Consider the following 19,755-nt stretch of genomic DNA (forward strand, 5'->3'; position numbering starts at 1 on the left):
GCTGCGAGAACGCGAAATCCAGCTCGACCCCACCCGGGAGGTTGCTGAATGCTCTTCGGGAGAGTCGTTCTCGTCCTCGCCCTCATGGCTTTCACCGCCTGCGCCAGCGCCGAGACCTGGGCGGTGCTCACCCGCGACGGAGCGGGCAGGGAAGTCCCCCCATATCTGTCGTCACTCGGAGGCGGCGAACGCGGCACCGGCGCGGTGCGCTCGGATGTCTTCGTCCTGGACGAGGACATTGTCAGCTTCGAAATGTGCGGGGCTGATGGATGGCCGGGTCAGCGCAAGTTCCGCAACTGGTTCGCGCTCTGCGACGCCGACACCGGGCTTGCGCTGCGGCGCACTCCCCCACCCGGAACCGACCCGATGACGCCCGTCGTGTGGGATGTCCTGGAGCTTGTGGGAAGGCGGGTCTACTTCCGCGCGGTGGATGGACTGGAAGAAAACGCCTTCGCCTGGATCGGCTGGGCCAACGTGCGAGTGGGTGACCGGGCAATTATGGGGACACTCACGCCGGGCCAACCGCCGGCGGGCTGGTATGAAGAGAAGAAGCCTGAGAATCTGACCGTCGAGGAGTGGCTCAACTGCCCGGGCGCCAGCGACGAGTATGCCCTGGAGGAGATACCATCCACCCGCACGTGGGGCATTATGACCACGAACGGGGAGAACCGCGCCTGCCCGCCGTACCTGTCTTCATTGCGCGGCGGGGAGCAGGGCACGGGTGCGGTGCGGTCGCCAGCCTTCGAGCTCACGACACCCGAGTACACCTTCTTCGTCATGGGCGCCGACAGTCCGTCTGGCGACCTGGGTCTCAACAGCTTCCAGCTTGTGGAAGCGGCGACCGAGAAGATACTGCGCAGAGCCCAGCCCATCGTGGGCAACACCATGCGCCCCATCACCTGGGACGTGCGCGAATTCCTTGGCAAGCGGGTGTTTTTCCGGGCGGTGGACAACAACCCCGCCAGCGGTTGGGCCTGGATCGGCTGCGACCGGATTCCCCTGGGTGATCGCGTCATCACCTTCGACCAACCAGACGCTCTGGACGGCTGGCGTGAGGAAGGCCTGGCCGACGGAGAGTTCAGAACCGCCAATGTTCGACCACCCACCCCCGCGGAGATGCTCGAGCGTGAGTGGCGGCAACAGGACGCGGCTCTCGGACTGCGCTGGGACCTGTGGCGACAAAATCCGGCGACCGCGCCCTCGCTCATGCGGCGGGTAGTGAGGGCGATGGAGGCGGGTTTTGACCGCGCGCGCCGGTTGATGGTCGACTTCGCAACTGCTGGAATGCCGGCGAATGAACGGGCGCAATTCGAAGAGCGGTTCAGGCTTCTGCGCCGGCGGGTTGAGAGCCTGCGGCAGACGCCCGAGGATGTTGACGGCTGGATGGCCTTGCGACGAGATCAGCAGGTAGCCCTGCGCGAACTGGCTTTCGCAAACCCCGCACTGGATTTCGAACGCCTGCTCTTCGTGAAGCGGTTCACCCAGCAGAGCTATGCGGACATCAATGTGAATCACCACGCCTGGGGATCACGTCCGGGCGGGGACATCGTTGTGCTCCAGGGGTTCCGGCCGGGCGAGGACTGGCGCGAGACGCCGCTTCTTGCCGGAAGGCTGGGCCCGGGAAACGTACACGGAATCGACCTGGATTTCGATGCCGGGCACATTGTCTTCGCGTACACCCGGGCTCAGAGCAACGAGCCGCCGCCAGGCTGGACGGTGCGCCAGAACACCTATGACTTCCACCGCACGCTGGACCTGCTGCACCTGTATGAAATGCGTGCAGACGGGTCCCAGCTGCGCCGGATCACGGATGGCCAATGGAGCGACCTGAACCCGTGCTATCTGCCGGACGGCGGGATCGCCTTCGAATCCGAACGCTGCCAATTCTCCCTCCAGTGCAATGAGTACGACAAGGACGAACCTACCACCAACCTGTACACTATCCAGCGCGACGGGACCGGCCTGAAGCGTCTATCTGTCACGAAGGACGGTGACTGGTACCCGCGCGTTTTGGCCGACGGCTCCCTCGTCTACTCCCACTGGGAGTACCACGAGCGCGGGCTTATGTTCCCCCATCCCCTGTGGCTGATCCGGCCGGACGGCACGGGTCCTGACAACTTCGCGAAGCAACACTTCAACTATCCACTGACGCTGACGGTACCGCGCCAAGTGCCGGATTCGGACCTGGTAATGGCAATAGCAACCGGTCATCACACCCTTGCAGCCGGACCCGTGGTGCTGGTGGACCGCCGGAAGGGGATGAACGATCCGGCGTGCATTACCCGAATCAGCGGGCCGGATATCTGGCCGGAACTGGGTGGCGCCGCACCGCCGCCCGACACGGAGGGTTGGCGAATCCCACCCGGACAGGGCTGGTACATGGACCCGTACCCGCTGTCCGGTACAACCTACCTTGCGGCCTACTGCGCCGGCTCGATGCAGGACGAGACCGGGTATGCGCTCTATCTCATGGATGTCTACGGCGGCCGGGAACTGCTCTACCGCGATCCGTCGATCTCTTGCGTCATGCCCATCCCGCTGCGCCCGCGCGAGAGGCCTCCCATCGTGGCGAGTGCCCTGGCGCCCGAAATGAAGGACGCGCTCTGCGTGCTCACCGACGTGACCGACGGCGTCCCGGAACTCGCGAAGGGCACGGTCCGGTATCTGCGCATCGCCGAACCCGTGCCGTGGCCATATGACAATGAGATCGGCGGGCAACGCTACGAACCCGACGCCAAAGCAACAGGGGTGAACTGGACGCCGGTGCGGATATTCGGCACCGTCCCTGTCGAGGCCGACGGATCGGCGTATTTCCGGGTTCCCGCGGATACCGAACTGTATTTCCAGGCGCTGGACGAAAACGGCATGGAATTGCGCCGTATGCGCAGTTACGTGAGCTTCCAACCCGGCGAGACCCGGGGGTGCGCGGGTTGCCACGAGACGCGGGCAGTGGCCCCTCGCCTGCCTTCAGGGGTGCCGCTTGCGGTTCGCCGCGAGCCATCCACGCCTGTCCCGCCGCCGTGGGGGCACAAGCCACTCAACTTCCTGCGAGATGTCCAGCCGGTAATCGACCGCAATTGCCTGTCATGCCACAGCGGCCTGAAACCCGCGGGGAACGTGGACCTGTCGCCCGGCCTGACTGCGAACAATAACCGGGCGTACGACACTCTCATCGGGTTGGGGATGCTCTGCCTGAGCAGCAAGAACGACGACGCACGGATCACTCCCGTGGGCGAGTTCGGGTCTCACAAGAGCCGGCTGGTGAAGATCCTGCGCACCACCCATGCCGAGCGCTGCACACTGACGGACGACGACTGGCAGCGCCTGTACATGTGGATCGACGCCAATGGCATCTACCACGACGACTTCATCCGCAAGCGGCCTGCAGGCGCCGCGGGGTATTCGCTGGTCGAGGATCAGGAGCTTTGGGCGAAAATTGGCGAGATACACGGCAGGCGCTGTTCTTCCTGTCACGCCGAGACCAACCTCGCCCGGCCCGAATGGGTCGATCTGAAGGATCCGGCAAAGTCGCTGTTCATCGCCGCGCCTTCCGGCCAACCGACCCCATCAGGACGCAAGTGCGATCCAGCCCCGTACGCCAAAGATGACCCGGATTGCGCTGAAGTCCTGCGCTTGGTTTCCGAAGCCGTCGCCCGGGCCTGGAGCGATCCCCGCCGCGACCTGCGGGCGATGAGACCCACCAACAGGTGAATTGGAGAAGAACATGGCCGCTCTCGTCTGCTTCCTACTGCTGCTTAGTGTCGCTGCGTCCGCCGCGCCCGCGCGGAAAACCGAGGTGAGTATCGTGGGGGAGGCCTTCCACATCAACGGCCAGCCCACGTACGCCGGGCGGGTCTGGAACGACCGGAAGGTGGAGGGTCTGCTATTCAACTCCCGTATGGTCCAGGGAATCTTCGACGACATGAACCCGGAGACAGTGGTCCGATGGGTCTATCCGGACACAGGCGAGTGGGACCCGGAGCGCAACACCGCCGAGTTCGTCGCTGCCATGCCAACCTGGCGCGCGCATGGCCTGCTGGCCTTCACCATCAACCTGCAGGGGGGCAGCCCCCAGGGCTACAGCAAAGAGCAGCCCTGGCACAACTCCGCCCTGAACAGCGACGGCTCCCTGCGGGTCGAATACATGACGCGGCAGGAGCGCATTCTCGACCGTGCCGACGACCTGGGAATGGTGGCGATCCTGGGCATCTTCTACTTCGGCCAGGACCAGCGGCTGCGGGATGAGGCGGCGGTATGCACAGCGGTGGATAATGCGGTGGACTGGGTCTTCGATCGCGGCTATCGGAACGTCCTCATCGAGGTCAACAACGAGTGCAACGTGAAGGCGTACGACCACGCGATACTCAAGCCCGATAGAGTGCATGAGCTGATCCGACGCGTCAAAGAGCGGGAGCGGGACGGCCGGCGGCTCCTGGTAAGCACCAGTTACGGCGGCGGCACTGTCCCGAAAGAGAACGTGGTGCGCGAAGCCGACTTCCTGCTCATCCACGGCAACGGCGTAAGCGATCCGGATCGAATCGCCCAGATGGTCCGGCAGACCAGACAGGTTCCGGGTTACCGACCAATGCCGATCCTGTTCAATGAGGATGACCACTTCGACTTCGAAAAGCCCTGGAACAATATGCTGGCGGCGCTGAGCGAATACTGCTCATGGGGGTATTTCGACCCGGGCGCCAGCAACTACGAAAACGGCTACCAGTGTCCGCCCGTGAACTGGGGGCTGAACACGGACCGCAAGCGGGCGTTCTTTGCGAAGGTGAAGGAGATCACGGGACAGTAATCGGGCAAGGCAAGACAGAGGCCGGCAGTCCCTGCTTGTGCCGCCCCCGTTGGGGCTCAAGGGGCAGAGGGCAAACCGAATCCACGGGTTTCGTTTCGCTTCGCTTCACTCCACCCGTGGCAATATGCTGCCGCCCGTTTCGCGGGCAGTGAGGCAAAGGGCCCGGCCGAAAACCCGTGGTGCACCCGGTGCGGGGGGCGCTGCTCCACGAAGCAGTGCACTGGGAAGGAACACACCAGGCAGTGCCTTGTGTGGCACCCGAGGTCCCCGGACGCTACTCGCACCCCGGGGTCACCGAGCCGCCTTTGCGAACTTCACCGCCCATGACTTAGCCGCTTCGTCGAACTCCACCGGCACGGCCAGCACATTGCCCTCCGCCTTCCCCTCGGCCGGCACATACCCGTCCGGCACGTACACAAATACCCGGCCGGACATGCCCTTCATGCGGTGAGCGATGCCGCTGAGGCTAAGTGCTTTCCCATCCCACACCACGTCGGTGAGATCAACCCCGCCCTGAGTGAGGTGCATGTCGGTGCTGAGAACGAAAGGCCGCTCCAGCTTCGGCGCGATTCGCAGTAGCTTGCAAGACGTGCCGGACAACGGCACGCGCAGGGCCAGTCCGAGACCTTCTTCGGCGCGAATCTCGCCCATGAGCCGCTCCTCGAAGAAGTCCCAGATCACCACGGGCTGACCGTCCGCGAGGCCGATATCCGCGAGCTCGATCGTCACCCGCGCGTCTAGTTCGTCCAGGTTGAGCAGCCCCACCACATGCCAGTCGCCCCAGTCCGTTTTCACTGGAAGGTCCCAGACCTGTGCGTATTCATCCCGCGCGAAAAGGTCGACTGGCCTGGCACAGCGCTGGTATGAGGGCAAGCACTTGGCCAGCATCTGAAGTTTCTGTTCGGGCAGGTCGGGCAGCCGGTCTCCCAGGAACGCCGGGCCGCCACCCAATGCGCAGATCACCATACGGATGCGGTTCTCGTCTTCGTCGCCCTGGCCAATCTGCAGGTAATCGGGGTCGGACCAGTAGAACTTCCCGCTCACGTGGTACCTGCAGGCGAAGTCATTGGTCCAGCCCCGCATGTGCTCCCAGTTCCCGGCGGGATTGCCCATATCGCGATGTGTCCAGGCGGCATCGCATAGCCCGGCCACCAGGTTCAGTGGTGCGTTGCAGGCCATGTACGCCATGTCTTGCCCCATGCCCTGGCGGAGAAGGCGCGTGAACTCGCGCCAGACCGGAGCGCCCAAGGTCATGTCCGCATCGTACAGCTTCATCCGCGGATCGATGAGATGAGCCTGGAAATCATTCTTCAGGTACGTGCAGCCGTAGGAGCGAAACTTCTCGCCCGCATCGAGGTAATAAGCTGCACCTGCAGGGCTGGTTGGGTCCACGGCAAGAGTAGCCCCATGCGGCACCCAGTACCACTTATCCCAGGACACGAAAGGCTTTCCCTCGGCGTCTTTCGCCAGCATTTCCGGGTGCTCTTGATACTCGGGCGAGAACTCGGAAACGCTGGTCACTGCAGCCCACAGACCCAGTGACAGGCCCATCTCTCGAAGCCGGTCGCTCAGCCATGGCAGCCCATGCGGGAAGCGCTCGTTGGGCACCCAATGGCCGATGATGTCCCGGTGCTGCCAGCCGTGATCGATCTGGATATTGCTCACACCCAGCGGCGCGAAACGGTCTCGGATGATTCGGGCATTGTCCAGCACGATGTCCTCCGAGACCGTCAGGCGGTACGCATACCACGAGTTCCATCCCGAGACGCAGTGTCTGGGTGGCTTCAGATCGCCCACTGCCATGACCGTGTCCGCCCAGTGCTCAAGGGCCGCATGCCCGCCGGGATGGATGGAGAACTCGAACACCTCGGAGGCCAGCGTCTCCCCCGCATCCAGCACATACCCGCCCGGGTACGAACAGACCGCCGCGACCGCATCAGGCACTCCCCCATTGTTCACGCGAACCCGGTTGCTCACGGTGGCGGTCTGGAAGCTGGCGAAGGACATGGACGCAGCCCAGGCTGCCTCGGGATCGGTAATCACTAAAGCTCCCGCTGCACTGTGGCTGGCGCCCGGCGTCGCGAGATCACGGGAACCCGATCCGCACAGGCTGCCGTTGTCCGTGAAAATGCGCAGCCGCGGGAGGGGCTCGGGAAGCATCAAGGCCTCGGCTCCCTCGGCGCGCAGACTCATCTCGGTTACCCGCACCTTCTGGTCGTTCTGGTTCGTGACTTCCAGCCACACCAGCGCCTGCATCTTGCCGCGCTGTGCCTGGACATGCAGAGCTGTCGCCAGTCCGGCAGCGCCGGCTTGTCCGCGGAAACGCCGGTGATCGGACTCACCCAGCGCCGCGGCAATCGGGGGAAGGTCCTCCGGGGCCGAAAGATGGTTCAGCGCTAGATCCTGCTCACCCACGCGCACATGGGCCGAGAAGGGTCCTGCCACCAGCGAGCAACCACCGGTCGCGCCGAAGGTCACCGTCCCGTTCTCGGTGTGGACCACCGTCTGCAGCCCGGGCCCGGACACGGCGACGGAATCGCGGTCGGAAAGAGAGCCGTTCATGATCTGCTGGACCTCCAGTGCGTTCGCGGCATGATCGAGTATGACAAGTTCGTCGAGTGCCCCCACAGCCGCTCGGCTCATCCGCCCGAACCCGCATCCCACCAGGAGCGCGGGGACATTGCTGGGAAGCGGCCCGGCCTCCGTGGCCATCGCTTCGCTAACGCCGTTCACGAAGAGTTCAGCGCGGCGAGCTGATATGTCCCACGCCACCGCGCAGTGGTACCACCGGCCATTCACCAGTGGCTGCTGTGAGTAGATCGACCAGCTCTTCCCGCTATCCGGCCCCCCGAGCACGATGCGCAGTTTCCCGCTGGGATGGGAGCGCTCAAAATGCAGGGCGTTCACGTCGTTGTCGCTGAATCCGAGGAAGTTGTCGTAAGTCTTGCGGCCCCAGTCATCGGGGCGGAACCACACCGCAACGGTCCCGGCGTCATTTGGCACGTTGCCTTCTGGCTGGAACTCCAGGTACGAGTTGCCGTCCAGAAGCAGCGCTTGACCAAATCTGCCGGGACTGAGGCGCCCGCCGATGATTCGCAGAGGCTTGGACTGCCCGACAGCCTGGTCGGCCTTGAGCCAGTGGTCGAAAGACGCGCGGAAGGTGACGCCCTGCGCGTGCGCAGGAGTTATCAGCATCAGGGCTATCAAAACAGTGAGAAACAGCCCTGCCGGGCTACCCATCGCAAGCCTCCCCAAGGCGCCGCTGGGCACGCGGCGGTCTGGTGCGCGGTTGAAACGTTCGCCGCGGATGCCACAATAGCCTGCACGGCGCGGAGAGCCGCGGTGAACGCAGGAATACGCGGGACTGGAACGAATAGTGCACAGAGTCGGATCCCGCGCAGGCGCCGTCTCACAGCGGTAAGCGTTACGAACCTATCCCAGGACAGATTCGGGCCAACGGATAGCGTTGGCGACAGGAGGCCTCAACGACGATGGCCATAGCCAGAGCGAGCACCTGTGTGCAGGTCAGTCTGGTCGTCCTCGTACTCACCACGATTCTCTGCGGAGGCAGTGCCATGGGACAGGAGCAGAACGCCGCCAACGCCGACCGAATTCGCCCGTGGTCCGAGAACCCGCGCTACTGGCAGTACAAAGGCGAACCGGTGCTCCTCATCGGGGGCTCACGCGAGGATAACTTGTTCCAGATCCCGGACCTCGAGGAGCACCTCGACCTGCTGCACAGTGTGGGCGGAAACGTGATCCGCAACACCATGAGCGACAGGGACGAGGGGAATGTATACCCCTACAAGCAGATCGAAGGCGGAAAGTACGACCTCGACCAGTGGAACGAAGAGTACTGGACGCGCTTCGCCAACATGCTGCGCTGGACGGGAGAGCGGGACATCATTGTGCAGATCGAGGTGTGGGACCGCTTCGACCTGACCGACTCCGGGACCGGCCGCAACTGGCAGCGTCATCCGTACCGGCCGGCGAACAATGTCAATTACACGGGGGACGAGACCGGACTCGCGGATCGCTACCCCGATCACCCGGCTGCAGACAAACAGCCTTTCTACCACACCGTGCCGGGCATGGCGGAGTACCAGCCCAAGTATGACACGATCCGCAAGTATCAGGAGCGGTTCGTGGCGAAGATGCTGGAGTACAGCTTGCCCTGCGGGAATGTGCTCTACTGCATGAACAACGAGACATCCACCGATGTGCGTTGGGGGCAGTACTGGATGCGGTTCATCAAGGACCGCGCGGCGGCGGCGGGTGTGGACGTGTATGTCACCGACATGTTCGACAATGGGTTCATCCCCGAGAAGTCCCCTCAGATCCGCCTGGTACTCGACCACCCGGAGCTATACGACTTCATCGACATCTCGCAGGTGAACAGCCGTAACTTCGGCGAAGACCACTGGCGGCGGCTGCGATGGGTGGTTGAGCAGGCTCAGACCCACCCGCGCCCGGTGAACCACACGAAGATATATTCGGCGGGGCAGACGAGTTTCGGCTCGGGAACTCCACAGGACGGAATCGAGCGCTTCTGGCGCAATCTTTTGGGGGGCTCGGCGTCCTCGCGCTTCCACCGGCCAACATCGGGCATCGGCCTGAACGAGCAGTCCCAGGCGTGCATTCGGTCGGCGCGGAAGGTTGAGGAGCGAGTGCGGTTCTGGGACATCACCCCGTGCATGGACCTGCTCGGCGACCGCGAGCCCAATGAAGCGTATATTGCGGGAAAGCCGGGGCAGGCCTACGTCCTGTTCATCTGCAACGGCGGCTCGGTAAGCCTGGACCTGTCTGCCGCGACTGGTCTCTTCGCCGGGCGCTGGATCAACGTCAGCACGGGCGAATGGGCAGATGAATTCACGCTGCCAGGCGGCGCGAAGCACCCCGTCAGCGCGCCCGGCAACGGTCCCTGGGTAGCGGTGCTGGTGCGCAGGTAGAGCCTCGGCAGCACTACTCGCTCGCCGTAATCCAGACGGGCTTCCAGATCCCTCCCGCGTAGCCGATGTCATGAACTTTCATGGTCAACCGGTTGCGCGCGCCGGGCTTCAGCTTACCCGTGATATCCACCGCAACGGGCTTATCCCACAGCAGCCCGGGGTCACCGTCGCTGGCGCCCACGTACTTGCCGTTGATCCAGAGCTTGAAGGTCTCGTCCACGGCCTCGCAGTAAAGCCACACCCGAGCCTCGGGAATCTCAGGCACATCGACCTCCACCGTGTACCAGGCATCGCCGTCGTAGCCCTCGTAGCCCTGACCTTCCCAGGGGCTCAGGATCGAGATGGGCTTCCAGTTGGCGTCCGGCTTTGCGGCGAACCAGCCGTCAGTTTCTCCCACCCCGTCCGGGTCAGGGCGAAACAGCCACTGCTGCGGCATCTGCAGCACCCGCCGGCCCGACATGGCCTGAACGGGCGGGCTGTACTCGCGCCCGAGTTTCCCGTAGTAGCCCACGATCGGCTCGATGCCGCGCTTTTCCACAAGCTGCCAGATGCGTTCCTGGACTGCAGCAAGCGTCGGATACAGTTCGGGCTTCTGCAGCGCGTCGGCCTCGATCTGGTCGAGTTCCGCGAACAGCAGGGAATACCGCAGGCGGTCGATCCGCGCCAGCACGGTGTCATCCTCCCCGGCAGCGGCGGCGGCAAAGTCCAGGATCGCGTGGCCCTGGCGCAGAACCTCCGGAGTGAACTTCTCCAGATTGTTCATGCTCACATGGTCGGTGGGGGACTCGAGCACCGCCTGATCCAGCAGCCGGAAGTACCGGGCGATCTCCGGGCCGGCCTTGCCGTAGACCCGGTTCGCGAAGTCATCGGTGAAGGCTTCGAGATCGGTGTTCACATCCCACTGCAACCGCGCCCGGTAGTTGAGCAGGAGCGGCGAGGCGTTGAAGGTGGTGTCCCACTCATCCGACAGATACCGGCAACCCGCCGCGTGGGTGGTGCGCAGGATGTCCTGCTCGAACCGCTGGTACGCGCCGGGACTCTCGAGGTGGTGGTAGTCGAGATACCGATACAGGGCAAGCGGCGCCAGGCGGCTCCACCCCCGGAACAATTCCATTCCCCGGGCATTCACTTGGCAGTCCGGGTCCTCGATGTCGTGCTTGAAGCACTGGTCCCACCAGCAAAGCTCAATCATCACGTTCCGGCGCGGCTTCACCTTGTACGGCAGTTCATGTGTGGAACCGTACGCAAAGGTGGCTACGAACTTGTCCGGGTACTTCTCTTCAACCAGTTCGGCGATGCGGTTGATGAAAGTGAGCCAGCGGTCGGTCAGGTGCATACTGCCCTCACCGTTCTTGCTCCAGTCCTGTGGCACCGGGTCCAGCGCCTTGCATTGCTCGCACTCGCACCAGTAGCTCGGCTCATCTTCAGCATTCACGCAGTACCGGATCGCCGACGGGTGGGCGGCAAAGAAGTCGCAGATGATATCGGCGAAGATCCGGGGCAAGTCGGGATTGGAGACGCAGATCTCCGAAGGTCGTCCGCTGGAGTGTGTCGCGGTGCGCTTACCCCTGACCAGGGTGTAATACTCCGGGTGGGTCGCGAACCACTTCTCAGGCGGCAGCATGGTGTACAGCGTGTGCCCGGCCACCTCGTCCACCTGGCCGCCGCGGATAGCGCCGTGCTCCCAGGTGGTGGTGTACGAGGCCTTCAGGCGGTTCATCCGGTTGCGCGCCGCCCAGTCTACCCAGTCTGTCGTGTTCACGTGTTTCGGTGTCCAGTCCGGCGGGGTGTGGTAGACCTGGATCGTGTGCCCGCCGCGGAGGTCGAAGCTGGGCCTGTGGACGATCATGCGCGGATGCAGTGCGAGTGTCTCCACCTGCGGGATCACCTCGCCGTCCTTGCCCGGCCAGCACCACCGGCAGCCGATCTCATGAAAGAACTCATGAACCGCGTAGTATTCCCCGCGCGGGGTATTCCCCAGGCAGACGACAGCATCCGGGCCGATGTCCAGCACGATGCCCTCCTCGCCAACCAGCGCGAGCTTTGATGCATAGTCAGACCCGGGCGGTGTTACGCCGATCCAGACAAACCGTCCGGCACCATCCTTCGGTACGGCTCCGGCTGACGTGATTCCGGGCGCCGCGCCGGTCATCGCCTTGAGAATGCGCTGGGTCTCCAGGGCAAGATAGACGTGGTGGGGCAGCGTGGTGTCCGGGGTTACGATCCCCACGATCGGCTTACCATCTGTGGAAACGGGTTCGCCGGCCCTGGAAGGAGGAGCGGAGACGAGTTCCACGGTTACGTCATCGTAGAATGCGGCTCCGGTGCCCAGGTTCTGCAGGTAAATCCCATAGCTGCCGGTGTCGGGTGCAGTGAACTCGCCATCCACGTGCGTCCAGTCCGGACTGTCTCGCACCACGCGTTCAAGTCCCCGTCCCGCGAAGGGCAGGGCGAGTTGAGCCGTGGCATCGCCCTCAGTGCGAACCCAGGCTTCGACGCGATAGGTGGCTCCCCCGAGCAGGTACAGGTCGGTGGTATACCAGCGCCCGCAGCCCGGCTCTCCCACGCAGCGCACACCGATGCAGCGCTGGCCCGAGTGCGCGTTTCCGGCAACCTCAAACTCATACTGACCGACGGCGACGTGGTTGTTCCACCCGGTGACGGTGGTCGCACCGCCCAGTTCCATATCGGGGTTCGCCAGGAGGTTCGCAGCGTGAACAGAGGCCGTGGCAGAGAGGATCAGGACAAGAAGCGCAACGCGCATGGAGATTCCTCGCAGATGTGCATGATTCGCTCCGGATGCTTGTAGTTTGGCCGCGCGCAGAGCAGATCCCTTCAGCCTCCCCATACCCGGGCAGGTCGCGATTGCCTCTCAAGGGAAATATCTCTGGAGGTATGGCAACAATCGGCATCGGCTGGCCGTATGTGTCGCTGTCCAGGAGGCCCAACATGGTTCAGAGGAGACGGTCCGTGCTTGACTCGGCAATCTGCCTGGCAGCAGTGGCGCTCATCACCGGCCAGGCGCCAGCCCAGAATGCTCAAAACGGGAGAACCATTGTGTTCGCGAATGACTGCCTGCGATATGTCGTCGGCGAAGACGGGAAAAACCGGGAATTCCTCGATCTCGCGTCCGGGGAGAATTACCTGCGCGGGGCGCCTGAATCATTCATCGCGCGGGCGAAGGTGGCGGGCAAGTGGCATGACGCGGCGAGTGTGGCTTCCCGGGGTGAAGCGGTCCGCGTCGGTTTCTCCGGCACCACTGCAACTGCGACTCTCAAGGTGGCGGTACATGACCGGCATCTCGTGTTCGAAGTGACTGACGTTTCCGGGGACGTCGAGGAACTCCAGCTATTGAACCTGCAGCTTACCCTTCAGGGCAGGCTGGAAGAGCCCTTCGCAGCCTGCGCGCTGGCGCTGAATCTGAAGACCAACGTGCGCGAGATCCCAGGGCCGAACAGCCGACTTGCCGCAAGCTGCGTGAGCAAGTTCGGGCTGGTTGGAGCGGCAGTGGCCGTCATCGCCTGCCCCACGGATCAGATGCGCGACGCGCTCAAGGAAGCCATCACCGCCGCGCCGGAGATGCCGAAATCACCGCTGGGCGGGCCGTGGGCCATGGACGCGCCGATCAACCGCGCTTCATACCTGTTCGCGGCACCGTCTGAGCAGAACGTGGATGAAATCATCCGCACCGTGAAAAGCATCGGGTTCAACCAGGTTCAGATTCACGGAGGGCGGGGAACGTACCGATTCGGCGACTGCCTGCCCAACCCCCAGCTGTACCCGAACGGGGTCGCCAGCGTGAAAGCGGTCATTGACCGGCTCCACGAGGCCAACATCTACGTGGGCATGCACCCATACGCGTTCTTCATCGACAAGGCCACCCCGTGGGTGACGCCAGTGCCCAATCCAGGGCTCGCATCGGACGCAACATTCACCCTGACCGCTGACCTGCCGGCCGACGCCAGCTCCGTGCCCGTGGCCGAGAGTACCGAGGCCATGCACACTATCACCGGGTTTTTCGTCCGCAACAGCGTGACGCTGCGCATCGGTGAAGAGCTGATTACTTACGGTGGCGTTTCGAAGGAGCCACCATACGCATTCACTCAATGCACCCGCGGCGCACTGGGCACGAGAGCTTCGGCACACTCGGCCGGGGAGAAAGTCCACCACCTGAAAGAGTGCTTCGGGCTGTTCGTGCCTGACCCCGACTCCGACCTGTTCCTCGAAGTCGTGCAGGCGAACGCCGACTTCTTCAATGCCTGTGGGTTCGACACCATTTACCAGGACGCGCTGGACGGTGAGGACACGCTGGGCGGGAGTGCTGAGGCCTGGCACTATGGCTCGAAATACGTCTGGGAACTCTGGAAGCGCCTGGATCACCCGGCCGCAATGGAATACAGCACCTTCCACCACCACCTGTGGCCGCTACGGTCGCGCATCGGGGCGTGGGACCACCCGACTCGCTCCCACAAGCAGTTCATCGATCAGCATGTGGCGGGCAACCGGAACAACGACCGGATGTTCCTGCCCAGCCAACTCGGCTGGTGGGCTTTCAAGAACTGGCAGCCACCCCAGGGCGAACCCACCTTCCCGGACGACATCGAATACTGGTGCGCGAAGGCACTCGGCACCGGGTCCGGACTGTCGCTCATGGGATACAACCCCGCGCTGCCCGGGCACCAGCGCCTCGCGGAAATCGTGAAGCGCTATGAGGAACTGCGACACGCCGGGTACTTCCCTGAATCAGTGAAGGCGCGGCTGCGCGAACCGGGAGTGGACTTCAGCCTCGAGAAGGCCCCCGACGGCCAGTGGCAATTCCGCCCGGCGAAGGTCCAGAAGCACACGGTTCAGGGCCCCGACGGCTGGAGCGACAAGTGGACGGTCCAGAATCCCTACAGAGAACAGGCGCCCTCCCTGCGGATCGAAGCGATGATGGCCGCCGCTCCTCACGACAGCCCGGAGGGCATCAACCTGGCCGAGTTCACCTCCCCCGATGAATTCGGCTCGCGCAACTCCGCGCCCGCGGTGAAGGCGGATCTGGAATGCGTCGTGGACGGAGACGTCGCCTACGGCCGCCTGACTGCTACAAACTCCGGTAAGGAGCGCCGCGGAACCTGGGCGAGCTTCAGGAAGACCTTTGATCCGCCGCTGGACCTCGGTAACCGGCAGACGATGGGTGTCTGGGTCCTGGGCGACGGCAAGGGCGAGGTGCTCAACTTCCAGGTCGAGAGCCCTTCTCACATCAGCCACGGCAAGGGCGAGCACTATGTGACCGTGGACTTCGAGGGTTGGCGCTACATCGAACTTGTCGAGCATGATTCCGACCGCTATGCCGACTATGCGTGGCCTTACCCCGGCGGGTACTCAATCTATCGCGAACACGTGAACTACAGCGTGGTCTCGGCGCTCACTATCTGGTGCAACAATCTGCCGCCGGAAGACTCCATCCTCGTGGACCTGCGGCCCGTACGCGCACTGCCGTTGGTGACCACGCGCGTCATCAACCCGGCCCTGAACATCAATGGGCAGACCGTCACCTTCCCGGTGGAAATCGCCAGCGGCCAATACCTTGAGGTGGACGCATCGGGCAAAGGCACGCTGTTCGGGCCGGCCGGCGAGCCGCTGGGTGAGGTGAACGCGTCCATCGCCATGCCGCTACTGCTCACCGGCAGCAACGCGCTGGCATTCAGCTCTGCTGGGCCCGCACTGCCCGCTCCACGTGCGCGGGTGACCATTTTCGCGCGCGGGGAGGCGTTCCGCTAGTACGCGGACCGGCCCTGGACAAAGGCATTTCGCGAGGTGATCTCTGCATGGCCGACAGCCGGTTGCGGCGCGTCTTAGTCACTGCAACGCCGGCCATCCTCTGGTTTGTACTTGTCGCGGCCGACAACGGCCTCGTAGTGTATTCCGACCGCGCGAACAGATTCGAGTTCCCCGAAACCGACGCGCGGTTCGTGCGTATTCTCCTGGGGCCCGGCAGCGGCAATACGCAGGCGTGCATCGATGAGCTCGAGGTGTACGGTCCCGAGAGCAAGGAAAACCTGGCGCTTGCGGCGTCTGGAGCGAAGGCGTCCGCTTCCTCGTGCATTGGCGGCTACGTCCAGCACGCCACCGCGCACCTGAACGACGGCGAATACGGAAATGCGCGAAGCTGGATTCCCGCCGGTGTCACGGGCGAGTGGGCGCAGATCGAGTTGCCGCAAGCGGCCCGGGTGTCATCCGTCGTCCTGTCGCGCGACCGCATGCGGCAGTACGGCGACCGTATCCCCAACCTGTTCGAAATCCAACTTTCCATCGACGGTGAGAACTGGCAGACCGTGCGCAAAGTTGAGGCTCGCGCCATCAGCGGAGCATTGGCAGGCAGCAGCCAAGGCGAACCGTCGCTGCCCGCACCCCCACCGCCCCCGCACGCTGGGGGCAGCAGTGAGACGCCGATCCCAGAGGACCTGAGCGCACCGGCGAAAGACGCCCTCGGCTTCGTAAACCTTGCATTGCGTCCGCAAGCGAAGGCATCTGCAAGTTCGGTCTATGCTGACGGCGGGCTGGCCATCCATCAGATTGCGCATCTCAATGACGGCAAGCTCGGCAATAGCAACAGCTGGATATCGAAAGGAGAGCCCTCGTGGGCGGAGATCGACCTCGGCGCGGCGTACTGGGTCTGGAAGGTGGCGTTGGGGAGCGACTCCAGCGCGAAGTACCGCGACCGCGCCCCGGCGATGTTCATCATACAGGCGACCACCGACTCCCCTGCGTCGGGCGCCGAGGCACATTGGCAGACGACCTGGCGTCAATCTGGCCCCCCTGTAACTCTGCGGCGGGAGTTCTGCTTCAGGCCGGTGCGCGCCCGGCGCATCCGGGTCGCGATCCAGTCCGCATCGGACGGAGAAGCGCGTATCGACGAGCTTGAAGTCTACGGCCAGGAAGCGCCCATTGCGGTGGAACGCCTTGGCCCCTTGCCCGAACCGGAACCGGAGGTGCCCGGCCTTGCAGGTGCGGCTTTGCTCAGGATCGCCTTCCTGGCCGAAGAACACGCATGGCTGAAGACTTACGGACGCGCTGACCTGGACCCGAATCTGGTTCCGTACAATGGCCGCGTCACCGAATATCCGCGGCACGTCGGTGATGACCGGCTGCCCTTGCCCCCTCTTCCCTCTTCCCCGGTGCTCGACGGCAGTCTCGATGACGCCTGCTGGGACTGGGCCTCGCGCGGTGTGGTGCGGGTAGCTTCAGCGGATGACTTCGATGCCGGGCCGCTTGTGGAAACGGCCGTGCATGCCGGGCGAATTGGCGGCCACCTGGTGCTGGCGATCCACGCCGGCCGGCTGCTTAGCAGCCATCTCGCAGTGCTTTCCTCAGCCAACTGGGAAGGGTGCGGGATCGTGGTGATCACCCCCGAAGGCCTCGTTTTCAACCAGTATTCGGAAGACGCGCCCGGGCGGTTCAGGGTCGAGAAGAGCGTGCCGCTCGAAAGCGCGCAGGATCTGGACGCAGGTCTCTTCGAATTGCGCCTGCCGCTGGCGCTGTTTCCGGATGCGGAAGCTGTTGGCCTGCGCATCGGTCTGGGCATGGGAGGGCGCCACACAAGCCCGCGCGGGCGGCCCATACATTTCGCGTTCTCATCGCTGGGCATCGCCCAGCAAGGCAACTGCGAGACCGGGGCTTTCCAGGTGCGCCTGAGCCTGCCCGAAGGCGTCGCATCCGGCAGTGCAACCCTATCGCCCTTCGGGGGTACGGTTCCGCTGGCGCCAGGGCAGACCCGGGTGCTGAACATACCGGCGCAGAGGGGGCCCATCGGCAGGCAATGCGAGCTGAAGGTGAACGAGGCCGGGGTGGGTTCGTACACCCTGCATTTATTCCGGTATGATCCCCTGGAGCGCACACTGTCTTTGATGGCCGATCTGCTGGACCGGCTCGAGCGCAAGGGTATAGATGTCGCGCCCGAGCGAGAGCGACTTGATGCATTCCGGAAGCTTCAGTCGGCTCTCGCGGCTGCCCCGCCCAATCTGAAAGCACAGCGAACAGCGTTTCTCGAGGCCCGGCTAGCCAAGCGTAATCTTTTCTTCCGGGAGCGCGAACTGGCGCCCCTGGAAAGCCTGCTGTTCGTGAAGCGCCACGCCTTCCACCCCTCTCATATCTACACGGACTACACCGACGCGCCGTTCCGTCCCGGCGGCGGGATATACCGGCTGGACATTCCGCACACTGGCGACCGCCTTGATCCGGAATCGGCCACGCTTACGCGCTTGTTCGACTCGGGCGGGGGAATTGCCCGCGACCCGGCCGCCACCTTCGACCTGAGCCGCATTTACTTCGGGTACCGCCCCACCAGAGACGGTTTCTACCATATTCGAAGCATGGATGCAGATGGCGGCAATCTGCGCGAGATCACGGTCGGCCCGTACCACGATTTCTACCCCTGCCCGCTTCCAGATGGCGGTGTGGCCTTCATCTCAACGCGCTGCGCCGCGAGGGTCTTCTGCTTTCGTGGCGGATCTTCGGTCCTGTTCCGCATGGACCCCGACGGCGGCAACATGCGCCCACTCTCGTATGCCAGCCTCAGCGAGTGGGCGCCTTCGGTCATGCGCGACGGACGCATCATTTGGACCCGGTGGGAGTACATCGACAAGGGCGCGGACTTCTCCCAGACGCTCTGGTCCATTCGCCCGGACGGCAGCCACCCGGAACTGGTCTTCGGCAACACCATCATCCAGCCCAACGGTTACGCGTGCGGGCGCGAGGTGCCGGGGACGGCCGAGATCTGCTGCACGCTGGTTTCCCATTTCGGGGACATCAACGGTCCCATCGCGCTGATCGCCCCCCGCGAAGGGCGTTTCAACCCGAAAGCGATCAGGAGCATAACGCCGGAAGTCCCCTGGCCGGGAATGTGGCCCTCCAACGAGTGCTTCCGGGACCCGTTGCCCATCGCGCGCGATTATTTCCTGTGCGCCCACGCGCCGCGAGACCGGTTCGGGCTGGCGGTCATCGACCGCTTCGGTAACCGCGAGTTGCTCTATCTCGACCCGGCCATCGACAGCATGGGGGCAACCCTGTTTCGCCGCGAGACTCCGCCGCCGATCATTCCTGACGCCGTGGCTCCGTCCGAGGAAGAGGGCGAGTTCGCGCTGATGGATGTCTACCAAGGGCTGACCCCGGCTGTGGAACGCGGATCGGTGAAATGGCTGCGGGTCGTGGAGGAAGTCCGTCACGACATCGCTCTGAACCCCAACCGTGACCATGCTGATTTCATGAAGTGGTACGCATCTCCCGTAGACCTTGTGAGCGGTCCCTGCGGGTGGCCGGCATATGTTGCGAAGACGCCGCTCGGCCTGGTGCCGGTGGCGGAGGATGGTTCGGCACGGTTCAGAGCCCCCGCGGGGAAGACACTGTACTTCCAGGTCCTGGATTCTGACTATAACGAACTGCAGCGCATGCGGAGCATCGTCCAGCTGCAGCCCGGTGAAGTGCGCAGCTGCATTGGCTGCCATGAATCGCGGGCATCAGCCCCGCAGGTGAAGCGCCCCGTGGCCGTCACGGGGACGGCATCACAGCTTGTCCCGCCGTCCTGGGGGCCCGGTCCGTTCTCGTTTGAGGCTGTGGTGCAGCCTGTGCTTGATGCCCGGTGCGTGCGGTGTCACGGACCAGACAGCGAGTCGAAAATCGACCTGACCGGCACGCTCGACGCCAACCGGGTCCCCGCATCGTACCGGACATTGATCAGCAAGGGCCTGGTGCATTACGTGGACTGCGGCTGGAACTCGGGGGGCTGTGAGAAGCGCGAGCCGCTCACCTTCGGCACGGTGAAGAGCCCGCTCTGGCAGGTGCTGGGGAATGAACACCACGGGGTGACGCTCACGCAGGAAGAGGAGCTGCGGATCAAGACCTGGACCGACCTCAACTGCCCGCTCTGGCCGGACTACCAGTTCCGCGACGACCGGGTCGCGGCCATGCAGTAGTACTGTGGAAGCGTCGGATCATCACGGCGCGGGGATTTTCCTCGGACCCCGT

At 64.0% G+C, this 19,755-nt stretch carries 7 protein-coding genes; 5 read left to right on the forward strand and 2 right to left on the reverse strand.

Annotated elements, in window-relative coordinates; all coding sequences use genetic code 11:
• The first annotated feature begins 48 nt into the window (after window positions 1-48).
• On the forward strand, window positions 49-3,711 hold the full coding sequence (locus HPY44_13710; protein NSW57063.1) for a hypothetical protein: 3,663 nt from the start codon (window positions 49-51) through the stop codon (window positions 3,709-3,711).
• Window positions 3,712-3,724: 13 nt separating this feature from the next.
• Entirely contained in the window at window positions 3,725-4,801 is a 1,077-nt protein-coding gene (locus HPY44_13715; protein ID NSW57064.1) for a hypothetical protein, read from the forward strand.
• A 291-nt stretch (window positions 4,802-5,092) separates the two neighbouring features.
• On the opposite strand, the gene HPY44_13720 is transcribed toward HPY44_13715, so the two are convergent.
• Window positions 5,093-8,041, reverse strand: coding sequence for an alpha-galactosidase (locus HPY44_13720; GenBank protein ID NSW57065.1), 2,949 nt, complete (start codon window positions 8,039-8,041; stop codon window positions 5,093-5,095).
• Between the two features lie 251 nt (window positions 8,042-8,292).
• Here HPY44_13720 and HPY44_13725 point away from each other — a divergent pair, with 251 nt between their 5' ends.
• The gene (locus tag HPY44_13725) at window positions 8,293-9,750 is read left to right on the forward strand and encodes a hypothetical protein (GenBank protein NSW57066.1); all 1,458 of its coding nucleotides are present in this window, start codon (window positions 8,293-8,295) and stop codon (window positions 9,748-9,750) included.
• A gap of 13 nt (window positions 9,751-9,763) precedes the next feature.
• Here the strand turns inward: HPY44_13725 and HPY44_13730 are convergent, their stop codons facing one another.
• Window positions 9,764-12,514: a DUF4838 domain-containing protein gene (locus tag HPY44_13730; protein ID NSW57067.1), complete on the reverse strand. Its 2,751-nt coding sequence runs from the start codon at window positions 12,512-12,514 to the stop codon at window positions 9,764-9,766.
• 185 nt (window positions 12,515-12,699) lie between these two features.
• Between HPY44_13730 and HPY44_13735 the strand changes: the two genes are divergently transcribed.
• Both HPY44_13735 and HPY44_13740 read left to right on the forward strand, forming a co-directional pair.
• The gene (locus HPY44_13735) at window positions 12,700-15,513 is read left to right on the forward strand and encodes a hypothetical protein (GenBank protein NSW57068.1); all 2,814 of its coding nucleotides are present in this window, start codon (window positions 12,700-12,702) and stop codon (window positions 15,511-15,513) included.
• 47 nt (window positions 15,514-15,560) lie between these two features.
• Window positions 15,561-19,703 (forward strand): hypothetical protein, encoded by a 4,143-nt coding sequence (locus HPY44_13740; protein ID NSW57069.1) that lies wholly within the window; start codon window positions 15,561-15,563, stop codon window positions 19,701-19,703.
• Window positions 19,704-19,755 lie beyond the last annotated feature (52 nt).

The sequence above is a fragment of the Armatimonadota bacterium genome (assembly GCA_013314775.1).
Lineage (GTDB): Bacteria > Armatimonadota > Zipacnadia > Zipacnadales > JABUFB01 > JABUFB01.